Source organism: Streptomyces sp. NPDC027672 (genome assembly GCF_055566335.1).
In genome coordinates this window covers 74,330-93,557 of sequence record NZ_JBVHSO010000013.1, presented here as the reverse complement: position 1 = coordinate 93,557, position 19,228 = coordinate 74,330, and the positions used below count along the sequence as shown (strand labels likewise).

At 74.0% G+C, this 19,228-nt stretch carries 18 protein-coding genes; 13 read left to right on the top strand and 5 right to left on the bottom strand.

The features are described 5' to 3' along the window. The first annotated feature begins 1 nt into the window (after position 1). From narH to ACZ4SV_RS28270, 4 genes are read left to right on the top strand one after another with little or no spacing between them, the layout of a single operon-like run. Complete coding sequence (gene narH, locus ACZ4SV_RS28285) at positions 2-1,603, top strand: nitrate reductase subunit beta (protein ID WP_468007478.1); 1,602 nt, start codon at positions 2-4, stop codon at positions 1,601-1,603. Beyond that, positions 1,600-2,226 carry a nitrate reductase molybdenum cofactor assembly chaperone gene (narJ, locus tag ACZ4SV_RS28280; RefSeq protein ID WP_365882681.1) on the top strand — a complete coding sequence of 209 codons (627 nt, stop codon included), beginning with the start codon at positions 1,600-1,602 and terminating at the stop codon, positions 2,224-2,226. Before narH ends, narJ begins: the two co-directional genes overlap by 4 nt. After that, the gene (gene narI / locus ACZ4SV_RS28275) at positions 2,223-2,981 is read left to right on the top strand and encodes a respiratory nitrate reductase subunit gamma (RefSeq protein WP_468007476.1); all 759 of its coding nucleotides are present in this window, start codon (positions 2,223-2,225) and stop codon (positions 2,979-2,981) included. The genes narJ and narI overlap by 4 nt, the downstream gene beginning before the upstream one ends. Then, positions 2,981-4,051 (top strand): tellurite resistance/C4-dicarboxylate transporter family protein, encoded by a 1,071-nt coding sequence (locus tag ACZ4SV_RS28270; protein ID WP_468007474.1) that lies wholly within the window; start codon positions 2,981-2,983, stop codon positions 4,049-4,051. Before narI ends, ACZ4SV_RS28270 begins: the two co-directional genes overlap by 1 nt. Positions 4,052-4,136: 85 nt before the next feature. Here the strand turns inward: ACZ4SV_RS28270 and ACZ4SV_RS28265 are convergent, their stop codons facing one another. The 4 genes from ACZ4SV_RS28265 to ACZ4SV_RS28250 all read right to left on the bottom strand — a co-directional run bounded on the left by ACZ4SV_RS28265 (position 4,137) and on the right by ACZ4SV_RS28250 (position 8,899). Continuing rightward, on the bottom strand, positions 4,137-4,742 hold the full coding sequence (locus tag ACZ4SV_RS28265) for a lytic polysaccharide monooxygenase auxiliary activity family 9 protein (protein WP_468007472.1): 606 nt from the start codon (positions 4,740-4,742) through the stop codon (positions 4,137-4,139). Between the two features lie 108 nt (positions 4,743-4,850). Further along, positions 4,851-5,609 carry a methyltransferase domain-containing protein gene (locus ACZ4SV_RS28260; protein ID WP_468007470.1) on the bottom strand — a complete coding sequence of 253 codons (759 nt, stop codon included), beginning with the start codon at positions 5,607-5,609 and terminating at the stop codon, positions 4,851-4,853. Further along, complete coding sequence (locus ACZ4SV_RS28255; RefSeq protein WP_468007468.1) at positions 5,606-7,561, bottom strand: prenyltransferase/squalene oxidase repeat-containing protein; 1,956 nt, start codon at positions 7,559-7,561, stop codon at positions 5,606-5,608. Before ACZ4SV_RS28255 ends, ACZ4SV_RS28260 begins: the two co-directional genes overlap by 4 nt. 195 nt (positions 7,562-7,756) lie before the next feature. Continuing rightward, positions 7,757-8,899, bottom strand: a complete 1,143-nt coding sequence (locus tag ACZ4SV_RS28250) for a cytochrome P450 (RefSeq protein WP_468007466.1) — start codon at positions 8,897-8,899, stop codon at positions 7,757-7,759. A 426-nt stretch (positions 8,900-9,325) separates the two neighbouring features. Between ACZ4SV_RS28250 and ACZ4SV_RS28245 the strand changes: the two genes are divergently transcribed. The 8 genes from ACZ4SV_RS28245 to ACZ4SV_RS28210 all read left to right on the top strand — a co-directional run bounded on the left by ACZ4SV_RS28245 (position 9,326) and on the right by ACZ4SV_RS28210 (position 16,815). Continuing rightward, positions 9,326-10,255 carry a UbiA family prenyltransferase gene (locus tag ACZ4SV_RS28245; protein ID WP_468007464.1) on the top strand — a complete coding sequence of 310 codons (930 nt, stop codon included), beginning with the start codon at positions 9,326-9,328 and terminating at the stop codon, positions 10,253-10,255. Between the two features lie 45 nt (positions 10,256-10,300). After that, on the top strand, positions 10,301-11,344 hold the full coding sequence (locus ACZ4SV_RS28240; RefSeq protein ID WP_365880424.1) for a type III polyketide synthase: 1,044 nt from the start codon (positions 10,301-10,303) through the stop codon (positions 11,342-11,344). Then, on the top strand, positions 11,341-12,252 hold the full coding sequence (locus tag ACZ4SV_RS28235; RefSeq protein WP_468007461.1) for an SDR family NAD(P)-dependent oxidoreductase: 912 nt from the start codon (positions 11,341-11,343) through the stop codon (positions 12,250-12,252). Before ACZ4SV_RS28240 ends, ACZ4SV_RS28235 begins: the two co-directional genes overlap by 4 nt. Further along, entirely contained in the window at positions 12,249-13,523 is a 1,275-nt protein-coding gene (locus tag ACZ4SV_RS28230; RefSeq protein ID WP_468007460.1) for a nitroreductase/quinone reductase family protein, read from the top strand. The genes ACZ4SV_RS28235 and ACZ4SV_RS28230 overlap by 4 nt, the downstream gene beginning before the upstream one ends. A 1-nt stretch (position 13,524) precedes the next feature. Then, positions 13,525-14,193, top strand: a complete 669-nt coding sequence (locus ACZ4SV_RS28225) for a class I SAM-dependent methyltransferase (RefSeq protein ID WP_468007458.1) — start codon at positions 13,525-13,527, stop codon at positions 14,191-14,193. A gap of 433 nt (positions 14,194-14,626) precedes the next feature. Next, complete coding sequence (locus tag ACZ4SV_RS28220; protein WP_468007456.1) at positions 14,627-15,028, top strand: winged helix-turn-helix transcriptional regulator; 402 nt, start codon at positions 14,627-14,629, stop codon at positions 15,026-15,028. Between the two features lie 119 nt (positions 15,029-15,147). Next, a complete protein-coding gene (locus ACZ4SV_RS28215) occupies positions 15,148-16,224 on the top strand; it encodes a DNA polymerase III subunit beta family protein (protein WP_468007454.1) in 1,077 nt (358 codons plus the stop codon). A gap of 18 nt (positions 16,225-16,242) precedes the next feature. Continuing rightward, positions 16,243-16,815 (top strand): hypothetical protein, encoded by a 573-nt coding sequence (locus tag ACZ4SV_RS28210; protein WP_468007452.1) that lies wholly within the window; start codon positions 16,243-16,245, stop codon positions 16,813-16,815. A 23-nt stretch (positions 16,816-16,838) separates the two neighbouring features. Here the strand turns inward: ACZ4SV_RS28210 and ACZ4SV_RS28205 are convergent, their stop codons facing one another. Continuing rightward, positions 16,839-17,588: a dienelactone hydrolase family protein gene (locus tag ACZ4SV_RS28205; protein ID WP_468007450.1), complete on the bottom strand. Its 750-nt coding sequence runs from the start codon at positions 17,586-17,588 to the stop codon at positions 16,839-16,841. Between the two features lie 376 nt (positions 17,589-17,964). Here ACZ4SV_RS28205 and ACZ4SV_RS28200 point away from each other — a divergent pair, with 376 nt between their 5' ends. Further along, entirely contained in the window at positions 17,965-19,203 is a 1,239-nt protein-coding gene (locus tag ACZ4SV_RS28200; RefSeq protein ID WP_397972258.1) for a PP2C family protein-serine/threonine phosphatase, read from the top strand. Positions 19,204-19,228: the final 25 nt, after the last annotated feature.

The window sequence follows — 19,228 nt, the reverse complement described above, 5'->3', positions numbered from 1 at the left end:
CATGCGCGTCATGGCACAGGTCGCGATGGTGATGAACCTCGACAAGTGCATCGGCTGCCACACCTGCTCGGTCACCTGCAAACAGACCTGGACCAACCGGTCGGGCACCGAATACGTGTGGTTCAACAACGTCGAGACCCGCCCCGGGCAGGGCTACCCGCGCGGCTACGAGGACCAGGACACGTGGAAGGGCGGCTGGCGGCTCAGGCACGGACGCCTGGTGCCGCGCGGCGGCGGCCGGGCCCGCCGCCTGGCCCGCCTGTTCGCCAACCCCGAACTGCCGTCCCTGACCGACTACTACGAACCGTGGACCTACGACTACGAGAACCTCATCTCCGCGCCGCTCGGCGACGACGTGCCCACCGCACCGCCCCGCTCCCTGATCGACGGCCGCCCCACCCGGATCAGCTGGGGCCCGAACTGGGACGACGACCTCGGCGGCGGCCCCGCGCACCTCGCCGGCGACCCGGTGCTGCAGAAGATGAACGAGCAGGTCCGCCTGGAGTACGAGCAGGCGTTCATGTTCTACCTGCCCCGCATCTGCGAGCACTGCCTCAACCCGTCCTGCGTGGCCGTGTGCCCCTCCGGCGCCCTGTACAAGCGGGTCGAGGACGGCATCGTCCTGGTGGACCAGGACCGCTGCCGCGGCTGGCGCATGTGCGTGTCCGGCTGCCCCTACAAGAAGGTCTACTTCAACCACTCCACCGGCAAGGCCGAGAAGTGCACCCTGTGCTACCCGCGCATCGAGGCGGGCCAGCCCACCGTCTGCTCCGAGACCTGCGTGGGCCGCCTGCGCTATCTCGGCGTGATCCTCTACGACGCCGACAAGGTCGGCGAGGCCGCCGCCACGGAAAACGAACAGGACCTGTACGAAGCCCAGTTGGGCTGCTTCCTCGATCCGCACGACCCCGGGGTCGCGCGCGCCGCCGAGGCGGCCGGCATCCCGCACGACTGGATCACCGCCGCCCGCCGCTCACCCGTGCACGCCCTGATCAACACCTACAAGGTGGCCCTGCCCCTGCACCCGGAGTACCGCACCATGCCCATGGTCTGGTACATCCCGCCGCTGTCCCCGGTCGTGGAGTCGCTCACCGCAACCGGGCACGACGGCGAGGACCCGGCCAAGCTGTTCGCCGCGATCGACGCGCTGCGCATCCCCGTCGCCTACCTCGCCGAACTGTTCACCGCCGGCGACCCGGCCCCGGTGGAGGCGGCGCTGTGCCGGCTCGCCGCGATGCGCTCCCACATGCGCCGGATCAACCTCGGCGAGGAGCAGGACCCGGCCATCGCCCGCGCCGTCGGCCTGGACGCCGACGGCATCGAGGCCATGTACCGGCTGCTCGCGCTCGCCAAGTACGACGAACGCTACGTCATCCCCACCAGCTACACCGGCACCGTACCCGCCGACGACCTCGACGCCGGCTGCGGTCTGGACGGCCCCGGGGGCGCCGGCATGTACGACGCGGACGCCTTCCACGCCCCGCCCGCCGCCGAGCCCGAACACGCCGGGACCTCCCTGCGCGGCAGGGTCAACCTGCTGAACTGGAACGGCAAGGGCCGCCCCGACGGCCTCTTCCCGCGCGGCGCGGACGGCACCCGGTGAGCCGCCCCGTCGTCCTCCAGGCCGCCTCCCTGCTGCTCGGCTACCCCGACCAGGACTGGGTCCGGCGACTGCCCACCGTACGCACGGCGCTCGAAGCCGTACCCGGCGCGGAGACCGGACTCCTGCTGGGCTTCTGCGCCCACGCCCGGGAGACCGAGCCGCTGACGCTGGCCGCCCGGTACGTCGCCACCTTCGACCGCAGCCGCCGGCGCTGCCTCTATATGACGTACTACACCGACGGCGACACCCGCCGGCGCGGCACCGCACTGGCCGGCCTCAAGGCGCTGTACCGCGAGCACGGCTGGCAGCCGGCCGAGGACGAACTGCCCGACTTCCTGCCGCTGATGCTGGAGTTCGCCGCCCGCACCCCGGACGCCGGGACCGCGCTGCTGACCGAGCACCGGCCCGCCCTGGAACTGCTGCGCTTCGCCCTCACCGCGCACCACAGCCCGTACGCCGACGTCCTGGAGGCGGTCTGCCGCTCCCTGCCCGGCCCCCGCCCGCCGAGCCGCGAGGCGGCCCTCCGGCTCGCCCGCACCGGCCCGCCCGTCGAAACGGTCGGCCTCCTGCCGTACCCGCAACGCGCCCCCCACAGCCCGCACGTGGAGGAGACCTCCCGGTGAACCACCTGCACATCGCCCTCTGGGGCGTCCTGCCCTATCTGGTGCTCGCCGTCCTGGTCACGGGCACCGCCTGGCGTTACCGCTACGACCGGTTCGGGTTCACCAGCCGCTCCAGCCAGCTCCACGAACACCGGCTGCTCGCGATCGGCGGGCCGCTGTTCCACTACGGACTGGTCTTCGTCGTGGCCGGCCACGCCATCGGCCTGCTCGTTCCCGAGCCGCTCACCGAACGTGTCCGCGTCCACGAGTGGCTCTACCACGCCAACGCCCTGCTGGTCGGCGGCACCGCGGGCCTGGCCACCCTCGCCGGGCTGGCCGTCCTGCTGTACCGGCGGCTGCGTGTGCCCGCCGTCCGGGCCGCGACCAGCCGCAGCGACCGCGCCGTCTACCCGCTCCTCGGCTGCGTCCTGCTGGCCGGACTCGCCGCCACGGCCACCACCCTCCAGCCCCACCCCTACGACTACCGCCGCGGTGTCTCGGTGTGGTTCCGCTCGGTGTTCACCCTCGACCCCGACGTGCCCGCCATGGCCCACGCGCCGCTCGCCTACCAGGTGCACGCCCTGCTGGGGATGGCCCTGTTCGCGCTGTGGCCGTTCAGCCGTCTCGTCCACGCCTTCACCGCGCCGCTGGGCTATCTGACCCGCCCCTACATCGTCTACCGCTCCCGCGGCACCGGGCAGGCACCGGCCGCGCCCGGCTCCGGCCCGGACCACACCCGCCGCCGGCCGGCCCGGGGCACGCTCACGCGCCGCTGATGCGCACCCGGCTGCACGAGCGGCACGCGCCGCTGACGCGGATACGACTGGACGACCGGTGCCGGGGCCTGCCTCCCGCGTGCTTCGCGCCCGTCATGGCCACCGGCATCGTCTCCCGGGCCCTGGACCGGACCGGCGCCCCCACCGCGTCCGGAGTCCTGTTCTGCGTCGCGGCGGCCCTGTACCTGCCGCTGCTGACCGCGACCGCCGTGAAAGCCGCCCGCCACCGGGACGTGCTGCGCGCCGAACTCCGCGACCCCGCGCAGTTGTTCGGCCACTACACCCTGGTCGCCGCCAGCGGTGTCCTGGCCGCCCGGCTCGGCGCGGGCCCGGCCCGGATCGCGGGCTGCGCGCTGCTCACCGTCGCCGTGACCGTATGGGCGGCGCTCGCCCGCGCGACGGTGCGGCTGTGGCGGGCCCGGACACCGGCCACGCTCCACCTGGCCGACGGCACGTGGTTCCTGGCGACCGTCGGCCTCCAGTCCGTCGTCATCGCCCTGACCAGCCTGCGCCCGGCACGCCTCGTGCTCGCCGGGGCCCTCGTGCTGTGGGGCGTCGGCGTCCTGCTGTACGCGGGCACGCTCACCGTCGTACTGCGGCGGCTGCGCCGGAACCCGCCGCCGCCCGCCCGGCTCGCTCCCAGCTACTGGATCACCATGGGCGCCGCGGCTATCAGCACCCTCGCCGGCGGCCAACTCCTCGCCCGCGCAGAGCTGCTGCCACAACCGGCCCGCGGCCCCCTCGGCGGCACGGTCGTCACCCTCTGGACCTGGGCGACCCTCCTGATCCCGCCGCTGCTCGCCGCCGGTCTCTGGCGCCATCGGCACCACCGCGTGCCGCTCGCCTACGAACCGGCCCTGTGGTGCATCGTCTTCCCCGCGGGCATGTACGCCGCCGCGACCGCCCAACTCGCCACGGAACACCGGCTCGACGCCGCGCTGCTCCCTCTCGGGCCGCTCGCGTGGGCGGCGTCGGCGGCGTGGCTCATGGTCACCGCCCTGCGCCTCGCCGGCCGGCCCCGCCCGCGTCCCCGGCCGTTGGAGGCCGGCGGCCGGGCCCGCGGTCGCTAGGACCCGGCGCGTGACTCCCGGCGGAGGCCGGGCGGGCGGGTGCCGCCGGCCTCCGCCGGGAGTCAGGGACAGGTGCGGGCCGGGATCAGAACGTGACGTCCGAGCAGGCGTAGAACGCGTTGTCGGTGTCCGCGATGGTCCACACGCCGAGGATGACGTGGTGGCCGCTCAGCCCGCTCGGCAGGGTGCCGCTGTGGCTGAGGGTGGCCGGCGGCTGCTTGCCGCCGTAGGGGACCGTCAGGAACGGCGTCGTGTTCAGGTCGGAGCGGCTCAGGGCGTGGTCCTCGTTCCAGCCCTGCTTGGTGACGTAGTACCGGAAGTCGGTCGTCGCGTGCCGCGCCTCGAACTGCCAGCGGAAGGTGTAGCTCTGGCCGCCGGTGACCTTCGTGGTGGGCCAGGCGGTGCCCTTCGGGGTGCGGGCGCCGTCGAGCTGGCCGAACCGGGTCTCGCCGCCGGAGCAGAGCTGCCCGTCCGCCGGGCCCGCCGCCGGGAAGCCCTTGGGGCCCTCGACGCTCTGCGGCTCCCACTGGATCTCGCCGCAGCCCCGCACCGTGCCGTTGGCGCACAGCAGTTGCCTGCTGATGGGCAGGTCGGTGTAGCCGTGGCTGCTGGCGCCGCCGGTGGACAGGACGAAGGCGCCGGCGGTGGTGAGGCCCAGTACGGCCGCGTACAACTTGGCCTTGGTGCGCATGTAGCCGCTCCTCGGAACGTGTGGGGAGTGTTCGGTGAGCCGTGCTTGGTCTAGACCAAGCCCAGGCTATGGCGGCTACTTGAACATGTCCATACCAATGCCGGCGCTTTACGGGGCGGCCCCCTCGGGCGGCTTCACACCGGCCACCCCGTAGAGGATCTTCGTGAAGGTCCCGCTGCGCATCCGCACGTCGTACCCGCGGCCCAGGGACCAGGCGACGAGATCGCGGACGTGGGGCACGACGCCGAACACGTCGACGGGGACACCGTGCGCCGCGCACGCCTCGGCCAGCCGGTGCGGCGCGATGAAGAAGCGGTGATCGTGGGTGCCCTTGGGCGCGGCCCAGGTCAGCGGAAGCCCCTCGCCCAGCGTGATCACGGACAGCCGCGCGAGGAAGGTGTCCGAGATGGTGTCCATTACCAGGGTGCCGCCCGGCTTGAGCAGGCGGCAGCACTCGGCCACCACGTCGAAGGGACGCGCGACGTGCTCCAGGCAGTACCCGGCCACCACCACGTCCGCGCAGCCGTCCGGCAGCGGGATGGCGTGGATGTCGTGGATCAGCACCTCGTCGACGCCGTGCCGCAGGGCCACCTCCGCACTCTTGGTGGACACGTCCACGCCGACGTGGCGGTAGCCCTTGTCCCTGATGTGCGGGTGGAGCAGCCCGCCGCCGCAGGCCACGTCGAGGAGCAGGGCGCCGGGACGGCTCGCCGGGGGCACGTGCTCGGCGCGGGCCCGCGCGCCCCAGTGCAGGATCGCGAGCGGGCCCCGGCGCTGCCACCACAGCGACGACCAGGTGTCGTACTCGGCGGGCTCGGGCCTCTCGGGAGCCGCCGTGGTCGCGCGGGTCTCGGGGGTGCTGGTCACCGTCGTCCCTCCTGTCGCGTCGGTGCGGCGGTGGGCTGCCCGGGCCCGCCGGTGTCCGTCGGTGCGTCCTCGCGTACGGACTTCGTACGCTGTGCGGACGCGGTGTGGCGGGCGTGCAGGGCGAGCGCCCAGAGTGCGTACGCGGTCGTGCGGACGTCGGCCGGCGGGTGGGTCCCGCCCGGCGGGCGCCCGGCCGGCGTGGCCCAGCCGCCGTCCTCGCCCTGGCGGCGCAGCAGGAAGTCCACGGCCGCGTCGACGCGCGGCGTGTCCAGGACGCCCGTGGTGTGCGCGGCGACGACACACCGGGCGGTCTGCGCCACCGTGCCCCGCCCGTCCGCCCGTCCGGCGGTGCCCGGGGCTTCCTCGGCCCAGCCGCCGTCCAGGTGCTGCCGCTGGTAGAGCCACTCCATGGCGCCCTCCACGGTGAGATGCCCGGCACGCACGCCCGCCGCGTCCAGGGCGAGCAGCACCTGTGTGGTGGCGTACGGTCGACCGTGGCGGTGGTCCTCCCAGAATCCCTCGACCGCCTGGTCCGCCAGCAGCAGCCGCACGGCACGGCGTACGACCGGATGCCACGCGTACCCCTCGGCGCACAGCGCCTCCACGACGTGCGCCGTGACCACCGGCCAGGCAGGTGTGAGGAAGCCCGCCCCGGCCAGGGCCCGCCCGCCCGGCGGGAAGCGGCGGCGCACGCCGTGTCCCGACCGGCCGCCGTGCGCGGCCTGCCGCGCCAGCAGCCGCCGGACGCCCGCGGCGACGACGGTGTCCGTCTCGCGCGAACGCGGCGCACCGACCCGGTCCAGCGCGGTGAGGACCAGCGCGGTGCCGTCCAGGTCCGGAGTGCCGTTCAGGTCCGGGGCGTACGCCGGGCTGTCCGGGCCGGTGCCGGTTCCGGTGGTGCGGTCGGTCCGGTGGGGCAGCAGCCGGTCGACCGCGCGCTCCACCACGGGATCGGACCCGGCCCGGTCACCCGCCGCGGCCAGGGCGCGCAGAACGAGGGCGGTGTCCTCGGCGGTGGAGGACCGCGCGGGGACGCGGTGGACGCCGTTCCCGTCGGCCGGACGCAGCGCGGCGCCGACGGCGGGGTGCCGGGTGCCGTGGCCCAGGGCCCACAGGGCCAGCGCGCGGACCGCCGTGGCGACCGGGTCGCCGCCCCCTGTCTCCTCGCCGTGCTGCCCGTCGAGCAGCAGGTGCTCCGCCTCGCGCAGCGCCGTGCGGCGCAGCGGGCCGGGGGAGCGGCGGGCCAGGACATGGGTGGTGCGCAGCGCGGCGGTGGCCGCGACCGCGCGGAGGGCGGGACGGGTGCTGTCCGTGACGGTCAACGGCGCTGTGTCGACGCGGAGTTCGCGTACGGGACGGACGGAGCCCAGGACACCGACGGCGGCGGCGACCGCGCGGGCCGTGGGACCGGGGCCGGCATCGGAGGTCCACGCGGGCAGGAGCAGCAGTTCTGGAGGCAGCGGCACGGTCCTGTCCCAGGGCACCGCTCCGGTGAACGCCAGCCAGAAGCGGGCGGGTTCCGCGTCGGCGGCGTCGATGCCCCCGTGCCGCCGGACGAACCGCGCGGCCCGGTCGAGGAGTTCACCGTCCTCGGTGTGGCCCACGAGCTGCAACGCGGCGTGGGCGAGCACGGTGCAGGAAAGGTCGGACGGCCCGTCCGCGTGGCGGGCGAAACCTCCGTCGTCGTTCTGCCGTACGGCGATCCAGGCGCGCTGCCCGGCGGTCCGCACCGGATCGACGGCGTCCAGGAGGTGGTGCACGAGGATGTCGACGGCCGCGTACCAGGTGCTGTCGGCCGTGGTGGACGCCGTCCAGCCGCCCTCCTTGTCCTGCTGGTCGGCGAGTGCGGCGCGGGCGGCGGCGAGAGCGGCGTCCAGGCGCGCCCGGGCCGCGTCCGGCTCGTGGGCGGGCGGAGGAGTGTCGGTGCTGGCGCGGTGGGTGGCGGCGTCCACAGGCGGGCGGCCTTCCTGTCGTCGGGCGCGGGAGGGTGTCGTGGGGCGCGGTGGTGTCGTGGAGCGCGGTGCCGCGTGCGGTCTCACGTGCCCGAGTGCGGGCCGCGGGGACGGTTTCGGAGGTTGGTGGGGCCCGGCTAGCGGCGAGTGGGCGGGGGCGGGCTGCGCAGGCCCGTCGGAGGCCGCCACGGAGCCTCACCAGGCGACGGGCAGGCGCTCCGGTCCGCGGAAGAGCAGTTCGGTCTTCCACTCCACGGCGTCGGGAGCGCAGGCGAGCCGCATGCCGGGCAGCCGCTCCAGCAACCGGCCGAGCGCGACCTGGAGTTCCATACGGGCCAGGGGTGCGCCCGCGCAGTGGTGCGGACCGTGGCCGAAGGCCAGGTGGCGGGGAGCGGGGCGGGTGAGGTCGAGACGGTCGGGCTCGGGGAACACGCCGGGGTCGCGGTTGGCCGCGTTGGTCGAGGTCAGTACGGGCGAGCCGGCGGGTATGGTGCCGCCGCCGAGCCGCACCTCGGCCGTGGCGTAGCGCGGGTAGGCGGCCGAGACGGTCAGCGGGGTGAACCTGAGCAGTTCCTCGACGGCGCCGGGCAGCAGCGCGGGCCGCTCCTTGAGCAGCGCGAGCTGGTCGGGGTGGGTGAACAGGACGTAGGCGAAGTCGGCGATCTCGTTGGCGGTCGTCTCGTAACCGGCGATGAGCAGCACCATGCACAGGAAGACCAGTTCGTCCTCGGAGAGCCGGTCGCCCTCGTCGCGGGCCATGACCAGCTCGCCGATGAGGTCGTCGGTGGGCTCGGCGCGTCTGCGCTGGACCAAGTGGGCCATGTAGGCGAGGAGTTCGGCCATGCTGTCGGTCCGTGCCTGTCCGCCGTCGCCGCCGGCGAGCCGGTTGACCTCCGTGATCCAGTGGTGGAACCGGTGGCGGTCCTCGTAGGGGACGCCGAGCAGGTCGCAGATGACGCCGATGGGCAGGGGCACGGCGAAGTCACGGACGAGGTCGGCGGGCGGGCCGGCGGCGGTCATCGCGTCGAGCAGCGAATCGGCCAGCCGCCGCGTCGCCGGGCGCAGCCGCTCGGCGCGCGGCGCGGTGAACGAGGCGGCGATCAGACGGCGGATGCGGGTGTGGTCGGGCGGGTCCATGTCCATCAGGCCGAGCGGCACGAGGTCGGGGGTGACCCGGGGCTGGTCGAGGCCGTCCGGCACGGAGCGGCGGAAACGCGGGTCGGCGAACACCGACTTGACGTCCTCGTAGCGGGTGACGAGCAGGGCGGGGTCGCCGTAGGGCATGCGCACCGGGCACACGGGCTCGTTCTTCCGCACGTGCGCGTAGAGCGGGTGCATGCCGAGCGCCTCGCACGGCGTGAACGGATAGGCCCTTTCCCGTCCCGTGTTTTCCGGTGCGGAATTGTCCCGGCCCGGCGTTTCCCGCGCACGGACCGCGTCGCGCTTTTCGCCGCTCATGCCGTATCCCCCTGGTCCGTAAGCCCACTTCGCGTGTCCATGAACCCGCTTTCCCCAGCCTGCTTTCCGGTTTCTCCGGGACGATAGCGGCGGATATTAGCAGCCCCGTGCGGGGCGTTCCCAGGGACACCGGTGTCCCCACCGGACACGGGTGTCTCTGGACGTGGGCACGGCGCGCAACTTGAATCGGCACGGGCGTCCGGAAGTCGGCAGGGTCGCCGCCGTCACCGCTTTTCCCGCGCTCGCCGACATGTCGCACGGATGCGTTTTCCAGGGGCCGTCCGCCGTACAGGGGGAGAATCTGGCATGCCGGAATTCCGGTCGGAGAAATCCGCGTTCCCGTCCGTCGCGCCCGTGCCGGCGCGCCGGCCCGCACCCGTGCGGGCCTGGATATCGGCGATGGGCCTGCAGATGACCGTGGTGGTGCTGCTCCAGGTGGCGTTCGCGCTCGCCGTGGCCCGCGAGACGGGCCCGCTCTCGACGGGACGGGCGCTGCTGACGCTGGCCCTGTTCGTACCGGAGTCCATCGCCCGGCGGCTGCTCAACGACTACGACGACTACAAACGCGGCGTGGACGTGCCGGAAACGGCCCGCAGGGGCGGTGCCCTGGCGCTGGGACTGTCCATGGAGCGGGTGCGCGCGGTCGGCCTGGTGTGCTTCGTGACGGGGATCGTGGCGCTGGGCTGGCTCCTCTTCACCACGAACCCGTGGTCGCTGCTGGTCCTTCCGCTCTCCTTCGGCATGCTGGTGTATTCCGGCGGCCCCGTCCCGCTCGGGCACCGCGGACTCGGCGAGGTCATGGATTTCGTCATCAACGGTTTCTACGTGGTGGCGGTCGTGATCTGGGTCAACGTGCACGCGCTGCCCGCCGAGGGCGTGCTGGCGGCCGCGGCGGCCGGATTCCTCTTCACCGCGACGATGTTCCACAACGACCTGCGCGACAGCGCCGAGGATCTGCGAGCGGGGAAGCGGACCCTCGCCCACGCGCTGTCGGCGCGCGCCGCCAAGGCGTGGTACGCGGTGTTCGTGCTCGCGCCCTATCCCTGCGTCGCCCTCATCGCGTACCTGTCCGGCTCGCCGCGTTTCGCGGCGCCCCTGCTCACCCTTCCCCACGCGGTCTGGCTGGTGGCCGGGGTGACGCGGTCCCGGCTGGGCGGCACGATGCCGTCGTGGATGCACCTGCCGCGGCTCCTGGCCTCGTTCTTCGCCCTCCTCGCGCTGGCCGCGTGGATCTGACGCCGTCCGTCACATCGCTCTGACCGAGGTCGAGGTGGTTACCGCATGTCCGTCCTGTGCCGTCCCGCGGTGCGGTTCCCGGAGCACGAGATCACCCTGAAGGACACGCTGGAGGCGGCACGCCGGCTGCATCCGGAGCATCCACGGCTGGACACGGCGCTGCGCCTCATCGAGAACACCGGAGTGCGCACCCGTCGCGTCCTCCAGCCCCTGGAGCTGACGCTCCGCCACCCCGGGGTGGCCGCGCGCACCGGCCTGTACTGGGAGGCGGTCCACACCCATCTGCCGGGGCTGGTCACCGAGGCACTGGAGCACGCGGAGGTCTCCCGGGACCGGATCGACGCCGTCACCTTCGTCTCGTGCACCGGCTTCACCATGCCGTCCCCGATCGTCTGGATGATCAACGAGCTGGGGTTCTCCACCCACCTCGACCAGATCCCGCTGGCCCAGCTCGGCTGCGCGGCCGGCAGCGGCGCGATCAGCGCGGCCGCCCGCTACTGCCGGGCCCACCCGGACCGCAACGTCCTGATCGTCGCGTTCGAGCTGTGCTCCCTGTGCTACCAGCCCACCGACACCGACGTGGGCGCGCTGCTCTCGGCGGGCCTCTTCGGCGACGGCTTCGCCGCGGCGGTCGTGCGCGGCACGGCCGACTCCGGCCTGCGGATCGAGCGGTCCGCCTCCGAGACCCTCTCGCACACCGCCGAGTGGATCTCGTACGACGTCCGGGACACCGGCTTCCACTTCCGGCTCGACAGCCGGGTGCGGCACACCATGCGCCACGTCACCCCGGCGATCACGAAACTCGTCGAGGAGGCGGGCTGGAGCACCGGGGAACTGGACTTCGTGCTCGCCCACGCGGGCGGCCCCCGCATCCTGGACGACCTCACCCGGTTCCTGAACACCGACCCGGCGCTGCACCGCTTCAGCCGGGCGGCGCTCGCGGAGCACGGCAACACCGCGAGCGTCCTCATCTTCGACGCGCTGGCGCGGTTCTGGGACGACGCGGCGGCCCGGCCGGGTGCGCGCGGCGTCGTCGCCGGGTTCGGTCCCGGAGTCAGCGCCGACTTCTCCCTGGGGGTGGTCCTGTGAAGGACACACGAGGTCCGTCCGAGTCCACGCGCGCGTGGGGCGTGCCGCCGGTGGTGCTGATCACCGGCTGCTCCTCCGGCATCGGCCGGGCCGTCGCCCGGCGGGCGGCCGGCGCGGGCTTCACCACCGTCGCGACGGCCCGCGACCCGCGGACCCTGCGGGAACTGGAGGACGCGGGCTGCGTGGTGCACGCCCTGGACGTCACGGACGACGCGGCGCGCCGCCGGGTCGTCGCGGAACTCGACGAGACGTACGGCGGTGTCGACGCGCTCGTCAACAACGCCGGCTACGGCGAACTGGGCCCCTTCGAGGAGGTCCCGCCGGAGCGCTGGGAACGGCAGTTCCGGACCAACGTCTTCGGCCCGGTGGCGCTCGCCCAGCTCGTCCTGCCCGGGATGCGGGCGCGCGGGCACGGCCGCATCGTGAACATCAGCTCCATGGCCGGCGAACTCGTGCTCCCGGTCGGCGCCGCCTACCACGGCAGCAAGTTCGCCCTGGAGGCCGCGATGGAGGGGCTCGCGCTGGAGGTGCGCCGGTTCGGCATCGACGTCAGCCTGGTGCAGCCGGGCGCGGTGAACTCCCGCTGGGGCGACAACGTCCCGGCGCTGAAGGAGTACACCTCCGGTCCCTACGGCGACCTGGTGACCGAGATGGCCGCGCAGATGGCCAGACGGCTGCCGCGCGGCGCCTCCGTGGAGGACGCGGCCGCCGCGGTGCTGCGCGCGCTCACCGACCGCCGGCCGCGTCTGCGCTACCGGGTCGGCGTCGACGCGCAGGTCCTGCTGCCGCTGAGCCGGGTCCTGCCCGCCCGGGTGTGGAACGCGTGGGTGCGCAAGCAGTTCCCGTCGATGCGTGCTCCCGCGCCCCGGCCCGCGCACACCCCGGTGCCCGGAAGGACCGGCCCGTGACGGCGGTACCGGGCCCGGGACGCGGGACGCCGCGGGCCGGGGTTGCGCGGCTCGCCGCCCTGCTACGGCGCGGGGACGCGGCCTCCCGGGTGGCGGTGGCCGGGGTGCCGCTGTGCGCCGCGGGGCTGGCCCTGGCGTTCCGGGGGCCCGGGCAGGCGCACTGGCGCACCCTCGCGCTGACGCACGGCGTGCTGGGACTGGCCGCGTCCGTCGTGGAACCGGCCGCCCGGCACCGGCCGATGGGCAAGGACGACCTCGCGACGGCCTTCCGCATCGGCACGGGCATGTTCCTGGCCGGCGCCCTCGTCGACGCGCCGGCACGGCGCGCCGTGCCCCGGCTCGCGGCCGACGCCACGGCCCTGCGCGCGCTGACCGCCACCACCGGCCCGGTCCGGATGTGCGCCCACCTGCTGCTGGTGGTCGCCCCGGCCGAGGAACTCTTCTGGCGGGGCCTGGTGCAGGGCCGCCTCACCCGACGGCTCGGCGCCGGCCGGGCCGCCGCCGTCACCACCGTGCTGTACGGGCTCGCCCACCTGCCGACCGGCAACGCGGCGGTGACGGGAGCCGCCACCGGTTTGGGCGGCGGCCTGTCCCTGCTGCGCGCCCGGGGCGCGGGCCTCGAACGCCTCGCCCTCGTCCACGCGTTCTGGGTCGTACCGACACTGCTGACGGAACGCCTGCGAGGCTCCGGGGCGCCCGCACCCGAGCGGGACACGGGCGCCCCCGGCGGCTTTGCCGCGCCACCGGGCCCGTACGCCCCCGCCCCCGCCGCCGACCAGAGGAACCCCGGCATGACGACGACGCCGCGCCAGAGCGGGACCGGACGGGCCGTGACCCGGTGGAGCCGGTTCGTGCAGCGGGCGAACAACGCCGCGCACACCGCCCTGTACGAACGGACCGGCGGCCGGCTGGGCACGCGCATGCTCGGCAACCAGGTCGGCATCCTCACCACCCGGCGGCCCCGCGACGGACAGCCGTACTCCGTGCCCCTGTTCACCTTCCCCGACGGACCCGACGTCCTCGTCGTCGCCTCCTACCGCGGCTCGGCCGGCCACCCCAGGTGGTACCGGAACCTGCTGGCAGACCCGGACGCGGTGCTGCGCCTCGGCGACCGGGTGCGGCCGGTACGGGCGCGCGTGCTGGACGCGGACGAACGGGCCGCGGCGTGGCGGCACGTCGTCCGCCGCTTCCCGGGCTACGAGGAGTACCAGCGCCGCACCACACGGCAGATCCCCCTGGTACGGCTGTCCCCGCGACCGGAGCACGGCTGAGGTGCCCGCCCCGGCGGAACCCCGCGATCCCTCCGTCCACGCGGGCCAGGCGCTGTACACGCGCTCCTTCCTGCGCGCCTACGACACCCTCGTGTACGGCGTGAACTCCCCGCTCACCTGGCGCTGTCCCAAGGACCGGCTCGTCGCGCTGTACGACCGGCACGTCTCACGGCGCCACCTGGACATCGGCGTCGCCACCGGAGTGCTGCTCGACGAATGCCGCTTCCCCGTGCCCGTGCCGGACCTCACCCTGATGGACCTCAACCCCCATGCGCTCGCCGCCGCCTCGCACCGCCTGCGCCGCTACGCCCCGCGGGTCCACCGGGCCGACGTCCTGCGGCCGTGGGGCCTGCCCGACCGCCTCGTGGACTCCATCGGCATGCTCCACCTGCTGCACTGCCTGCCGGGAACGCTTCCGGACAAGGCCGTGGTGTTCGAGCACGCCCGGCGGGTGCTGTGTCCGGGCGGCACGCTGTTCGGGGCGACGATCCCCGGGGCGGGCGTCCGGCACAACCGGTCGGCGCGGTGGCAGCTCGCCGTGGCCAACCGGCGCGGCATCATGAGCAACCGGCGGGACCGGCCGGAAGACCTCCGGGAGGCCCTGGACAAGGTCTTCACCGAGCACGAGGTGACGGTCGTGGGGTCGGTCGCGCTGTTCTGGGCACGATGAGCAATTCCCGGAATGGACGGCGGGGCGGCGGAACACGCGCCCACCGTCCGATTCCGGTCGATCCCAGCCGCCACACTGGACCGTCGACCCACGGTTGTCTACCGTGATCGGACCGGAAGCACCGATGTCCCATGCTCCACGGCAATTCCCGATCTTCCCGTCGCAGCGTGCTGCACGAACGCTGCGGGCCTGCTGTCACCGCCCGAGGAAGGGGAACTCTGTGTCTTGGCTGAGCAGGACGGACGGGACGAGCGCGCTGCCGGCACCGAAGGCCGGCCCGCGGCCGGCCGGCCCGCGCCCCGCACCACCGTTCCCGCGGAATCCGGCGCCCGGAATACGCCCGCCCGCATTACGGAATACCGCAACGGCACCGGATTCCGCGAGCGCGCCCCGCCCCGCGCGATTACCCGATTCCGCCGCCGAAGCGGATTCCATGAACCGGAAACACGCGGAACACACAGCGCCGGACGAAAGAAAAACCGCCTCGCTCGCGGGCCCGCACACCCGGCCCGGGGAACAGGGCCACTTCGAGGACGCCTACGAGGCCGCGCGGATCCTGTCGGGCAAGTGGGTGTCGGCCATCCTGGTCCAGCTCGCCGAGGGCCCGCGCTACCACAACGACCTGGCCCGCTCGGCGGGCATGGCGGAGAACAAGCCCCTGGACCGCGCCCTGCAACGCCTGCTCCACCTGCGCATGGTCGACCGCACGGTCCACGACGTCGGCGGTTCAGCACCCCGGGTGCGCTACCGCCTGACGCCGCGCGGCTACTCCGCACTGCCGGTCATCGACGAACTGGCGGGCTGGTGGCGGGCAGCCGAAACCCCCGAACACTGACCGCCACGCCCGACCCAGCCGCCCGCCCCCCACCCGGCGAGCCGCCCCGACCGGGACAGGGGCGGCACCGCACCGAACCGCTTTGACCTTCGAGCCGGTCGAAGCCCCATGATGCCGGGATGCCGAACTCCGAGCTGATGCCGATCGGGCTCTTCGCCCGCCATACCGGTCTGACCTCCAGCGCGCTGCGCTTCTACGCCGACTGCGGGCTGCTGCCCCCGACCGAGGTCGACCCCGTCACGGGCTACCGCCACTACAGTGCCGCCCAGGTGGCACGCGCGACCGAGCTGCGCCGGCTCCGTGAGCTCGCCATGCCGCTCAGCACCGTGGAGACGGTCCTCGACGCCGGTCCCGTCGAGGCGGCCCGGCTGATCGACGAGCACGTCGCGAAGGTCGTCGGGGACGCGGCGGCGGTGCGGCGGAGAGCGGCCTCGCTCACGTCCTCGCTCGGCGGCCTGCCCAGGGTGCCGGTCGCCGCGCTGAAGGGGCCCGTGCTGGCCGACGCCATCGAACAGGTCATGACCGCGACCGCACGTGAGCCGGGGATGCCGGTCCTCGGGGGTCTGCGCGTCGAGGCGGCCCTGGAAGCGGTGACCCTGACCGCGACCAACCGCTACCGGCTCGCGACACGCACCCTGGTCCCGACCGAACCGGCGGCCACCGCGTGGGCCGCCACGGTCGACGGTGACGAACTGCGGGCCGCGATGCCCGAGATCCGCCGTAGCGCGCTGGTGCGCGTCGAAGCGGGGCCGCACGGGCTGTGGCTGCGCACCGCGGGCGGGGAAGACCACCACTGCCGGCTGCTGCCGCAGGAGTTTCCCGACCACCGGCTGATGCTCGCGTCGCTGCCCGAGGCCGACACCCGGGTGTCGGTCTCGAAAGACCTGTTCCTGCGCGCGCTCGAAGAACACGCCGGGGAACGGATCACCCTGCGCGTGACCCGCGACGGCATTGAGCTCCCGTCACCGGGCGACGCGGCTCCCACCGCCCTCGTGCCGGCCACCGTCACGGGCCGTACCCGCGCCCTGTGCGTCTCCTTCGAGCTGACCACGCTCTATCCGGCCGTCAGCACCGCGATCGGCCCCGACGTACTGCTCGATCTGCGGGGCGCCGACCGGCCCGTGACGATCCGCTCCGCCGACCGCGGCGACCTCACCACGGTGGCCATGCCCGTCCGCCCCGCCCCCTCCGCCTGAGCGACAAGGACCACCGCCATGACCACCGCACCCGCCGGCTCCGACCCGATCATGGACGCCATCGGCCGGGCCCTCGCCGAAGGACGGACCGGCGACACCGCCGCCGCCCGCCGCACCCTGCTGGACCTGTGGTCCGCGATCGGAGTCACCGGCGACCCGCTGCACCGCTGCACCCTCGCCCATCACCTGGCCGACCTCTACGACGACCTCGCCCAGGCCCTGGCCTGGGACATCCGCGCCCTGGACGCCGCCGACGCCCTGACCGAGCAGCGCCTCCGGGAACACCACACCGGCCTGCGACTCGCCGGCTTCTACCCGTCCCTGCACCTCAACCTCGCCGACACCTACCGCAGGCTCGGGTCGTTCACCGCCGCCACCGAGCACATAGCAGCGGCCGGAGCGGGCGTCCGCCACCTCCCCGAGGACACGTACGGCGCCCTTCTGCGCACCGCGATCGAGGAGGTGGCCGAGGCCGTCACCCGGCGGGACACCACCAAACGTGCCTCCGCGCCGGGCCCCGCCGCGAAGGGTGCCGGCCCGTCCGCCGGCACCGGCGCCCAATCGGGGCCGCCGTCACACCGCGCAGGGTGATGTCCGGTGGCGGTCTCGTCGGGTCAGGCGTGGGGCAGGGCTCGGTCGAGGAGGCCGAGGAGGCGGTTCCAGTGGCGCTCGAAACCGGCAGCGCTGAACGCGTCGGTGTCGGACATCGTGAAACCGTGGACGGTGCCCGGGTAGATCTCGGTGGTGTGGCCGGCGCCGGCGGCGTCCAGGGCCTGGTACAGCTCGCTGACGACCTCGGGTGACAAGTCGCCCTCGGCGAGGCCGAGATGGACCTCTGCGGTGAGCTGTGGGATGAGCCGGTGCATGCTGTCGGGTGTGTCGGTGACCACGAAGCCGGGGTGGAACCCGGCGACGGCGGCCACCCGGCCGGGGTGGGCCGCCGCCGTGCGCATCGCGAAGAGGGCGCCGATGCAATAGCCGGTCACGGCGACCGGTCCCGCGCCGACCTCGGGCTGCGCGGTGAGGAACCCGAGGTAGGCGTCGGCGTCGCGCAGCATCTGTCCGGTGGTGTGCGTCTCCAGCAGGGGCATCAGCCGGGCGACGACTTCGGGCCGGACGTCTTCCCCGATGTGTTCGGGAAGCGCGACGACCGGTGCCGGGCCGTGCCGGTAGTAGAAGTTGGGGACCAGTACGTAGTAGCCGTGCGCGGCCAGTTGCCGGGCCATTGCCTCCAGCACGGGCCGCACACCGAAGGCGTCGGTGTACAGCAGCACCCCCGGGTGCCGTCCGCCTCCGTCGGGGAAGGCGGCGAAAGCGTCGGCGTGGCCGTCGGGGGTGGGAATCCGCAGGGTCTTGGCGGGCATGTCTCTCCTGTCGTGTCGTGATCGAGGTGTTCGGCCTGTGATCGACACGACGGAGGCGGAGCCCGTGCGGCGGCGCGGGACCCGGGCGTGGGAAGCGGGCCCGCCCCGGTCCGCTTCCCGTCCCCGGGGCGCGGGCCTGTCCCGGCCCGTGCGGTGCTCAGCGGAGCACCGGGTCACCGATCCGTGTGTGGCGCGACGCCGTCCCGGTAGTCATGGCCACGAATCTAGACCATGATCCAAGGCCGCACCAGGGGAAACCCGGGCCCGGCACGACCACGCGCGGTGACCGTCTTCACTCCTCGTGACCACGCACCGATTGACGCCCGACTCGGAGGTTCCCAAGCTGTAGAGGGGGCCGCTGAAAGGGGCCGTGCTCGTGAGCGGTGGGCAGAGTGGACTGACCCGGCTGCTGACCGCAGCGGAGCGGGCGGCGCCCGTGGACGCCATCGACGTGATCGCGGACGACCTCGGGCGGTGTTTCGGGGCCCGCCAGGTGTCGTTCCTCATCGTGGACCTCACGGGAAAGGCGGTGGCGCGGCTCTCCACCGCGCCGGGTGTGGAGGGCGGCCGGGAAGCGGAGCGGATCGGACTGTTCGGCAGCGTCTACGAGGAGGTGATCCGCACCCAGCGGATGTACCAGGAGGCGACCGGCCGGGGATGGCGGGTGATCGTGCCGATCACCAACCGTGGCGACGCCATCGGGCTGCTGGAGATGTTCCTGCCCGCAGGCCCCGGCGAGGACGTCCTCCGGGCGATCGGGGACGTCGCCCACGTCTTCTCCTACGTCGTGATCGCCAACGGCCGCTTCACCGACCTCTACACCTGGGGCAAACGCTCCCGGCCCCCCACCCTGGCAGCCGAGATCCAGTACCAGCTGCTGCCCCCGTCCCTGTCCTGCGAGGCCGCGCAGTTCACCCTGTGCGGGCACCTGGAACCCTCCGAAGACCTCAGCGGGGACACCTTCGACTACGCGGTGGAGCGCGACACCCTGCACCTGTCGGTGACCGACCCCATGGGCCACGACATCGACGCCGCCCTGGCCGCCACGGTGCTGGTAGGGGCCCTGCGCGGCGCCCGCCGCGCGGGCGCCGGCCTGGCCGAGCAGGCCGAGCGCGCCGACCGGGCCCTGGCCGGCCACGGCGGCGGTCACGCCACCGGGCAACTGCTCCGCGTCGACCTGCACACCGGCCGGGCCCGGCTCGTCAACGCCGGCCACCCCTGGCCCCTGCGCATGCGCGCGGGACGGGCGGAGGCGATCACCTGCGAGGTGGACCACCCCTTCGGGCTGCCCGTGTCCGTGCCCCACCCCTACCGGGTGCAGGACCTCGACCTGCGCCCCGGTGACCGTCTGCTGATGATGACCGACGGCATGCTCGAACGGCACGGGGAGAAGGTCGACCTGCTCGCCCTGCTGGAGCGCACCCGCGACCTGCACCCGCGGGAGGCGGCGCTGACGCTGACCTCCGCGGTCCGGGACGCGGCCGAGGGCCGGCTCGAAGACGATGCCACCGTGATGTGCCTGGACTGGCACGGCCCCCGGGACACCCGGCGGCACGTCAGCTCCGGCGCGGACACCCACCAGGCCTCGGCGGGGCGCCCGCGAGAGCAGCCGTGACCGGGGCACGCCCCCGGACGGCGGG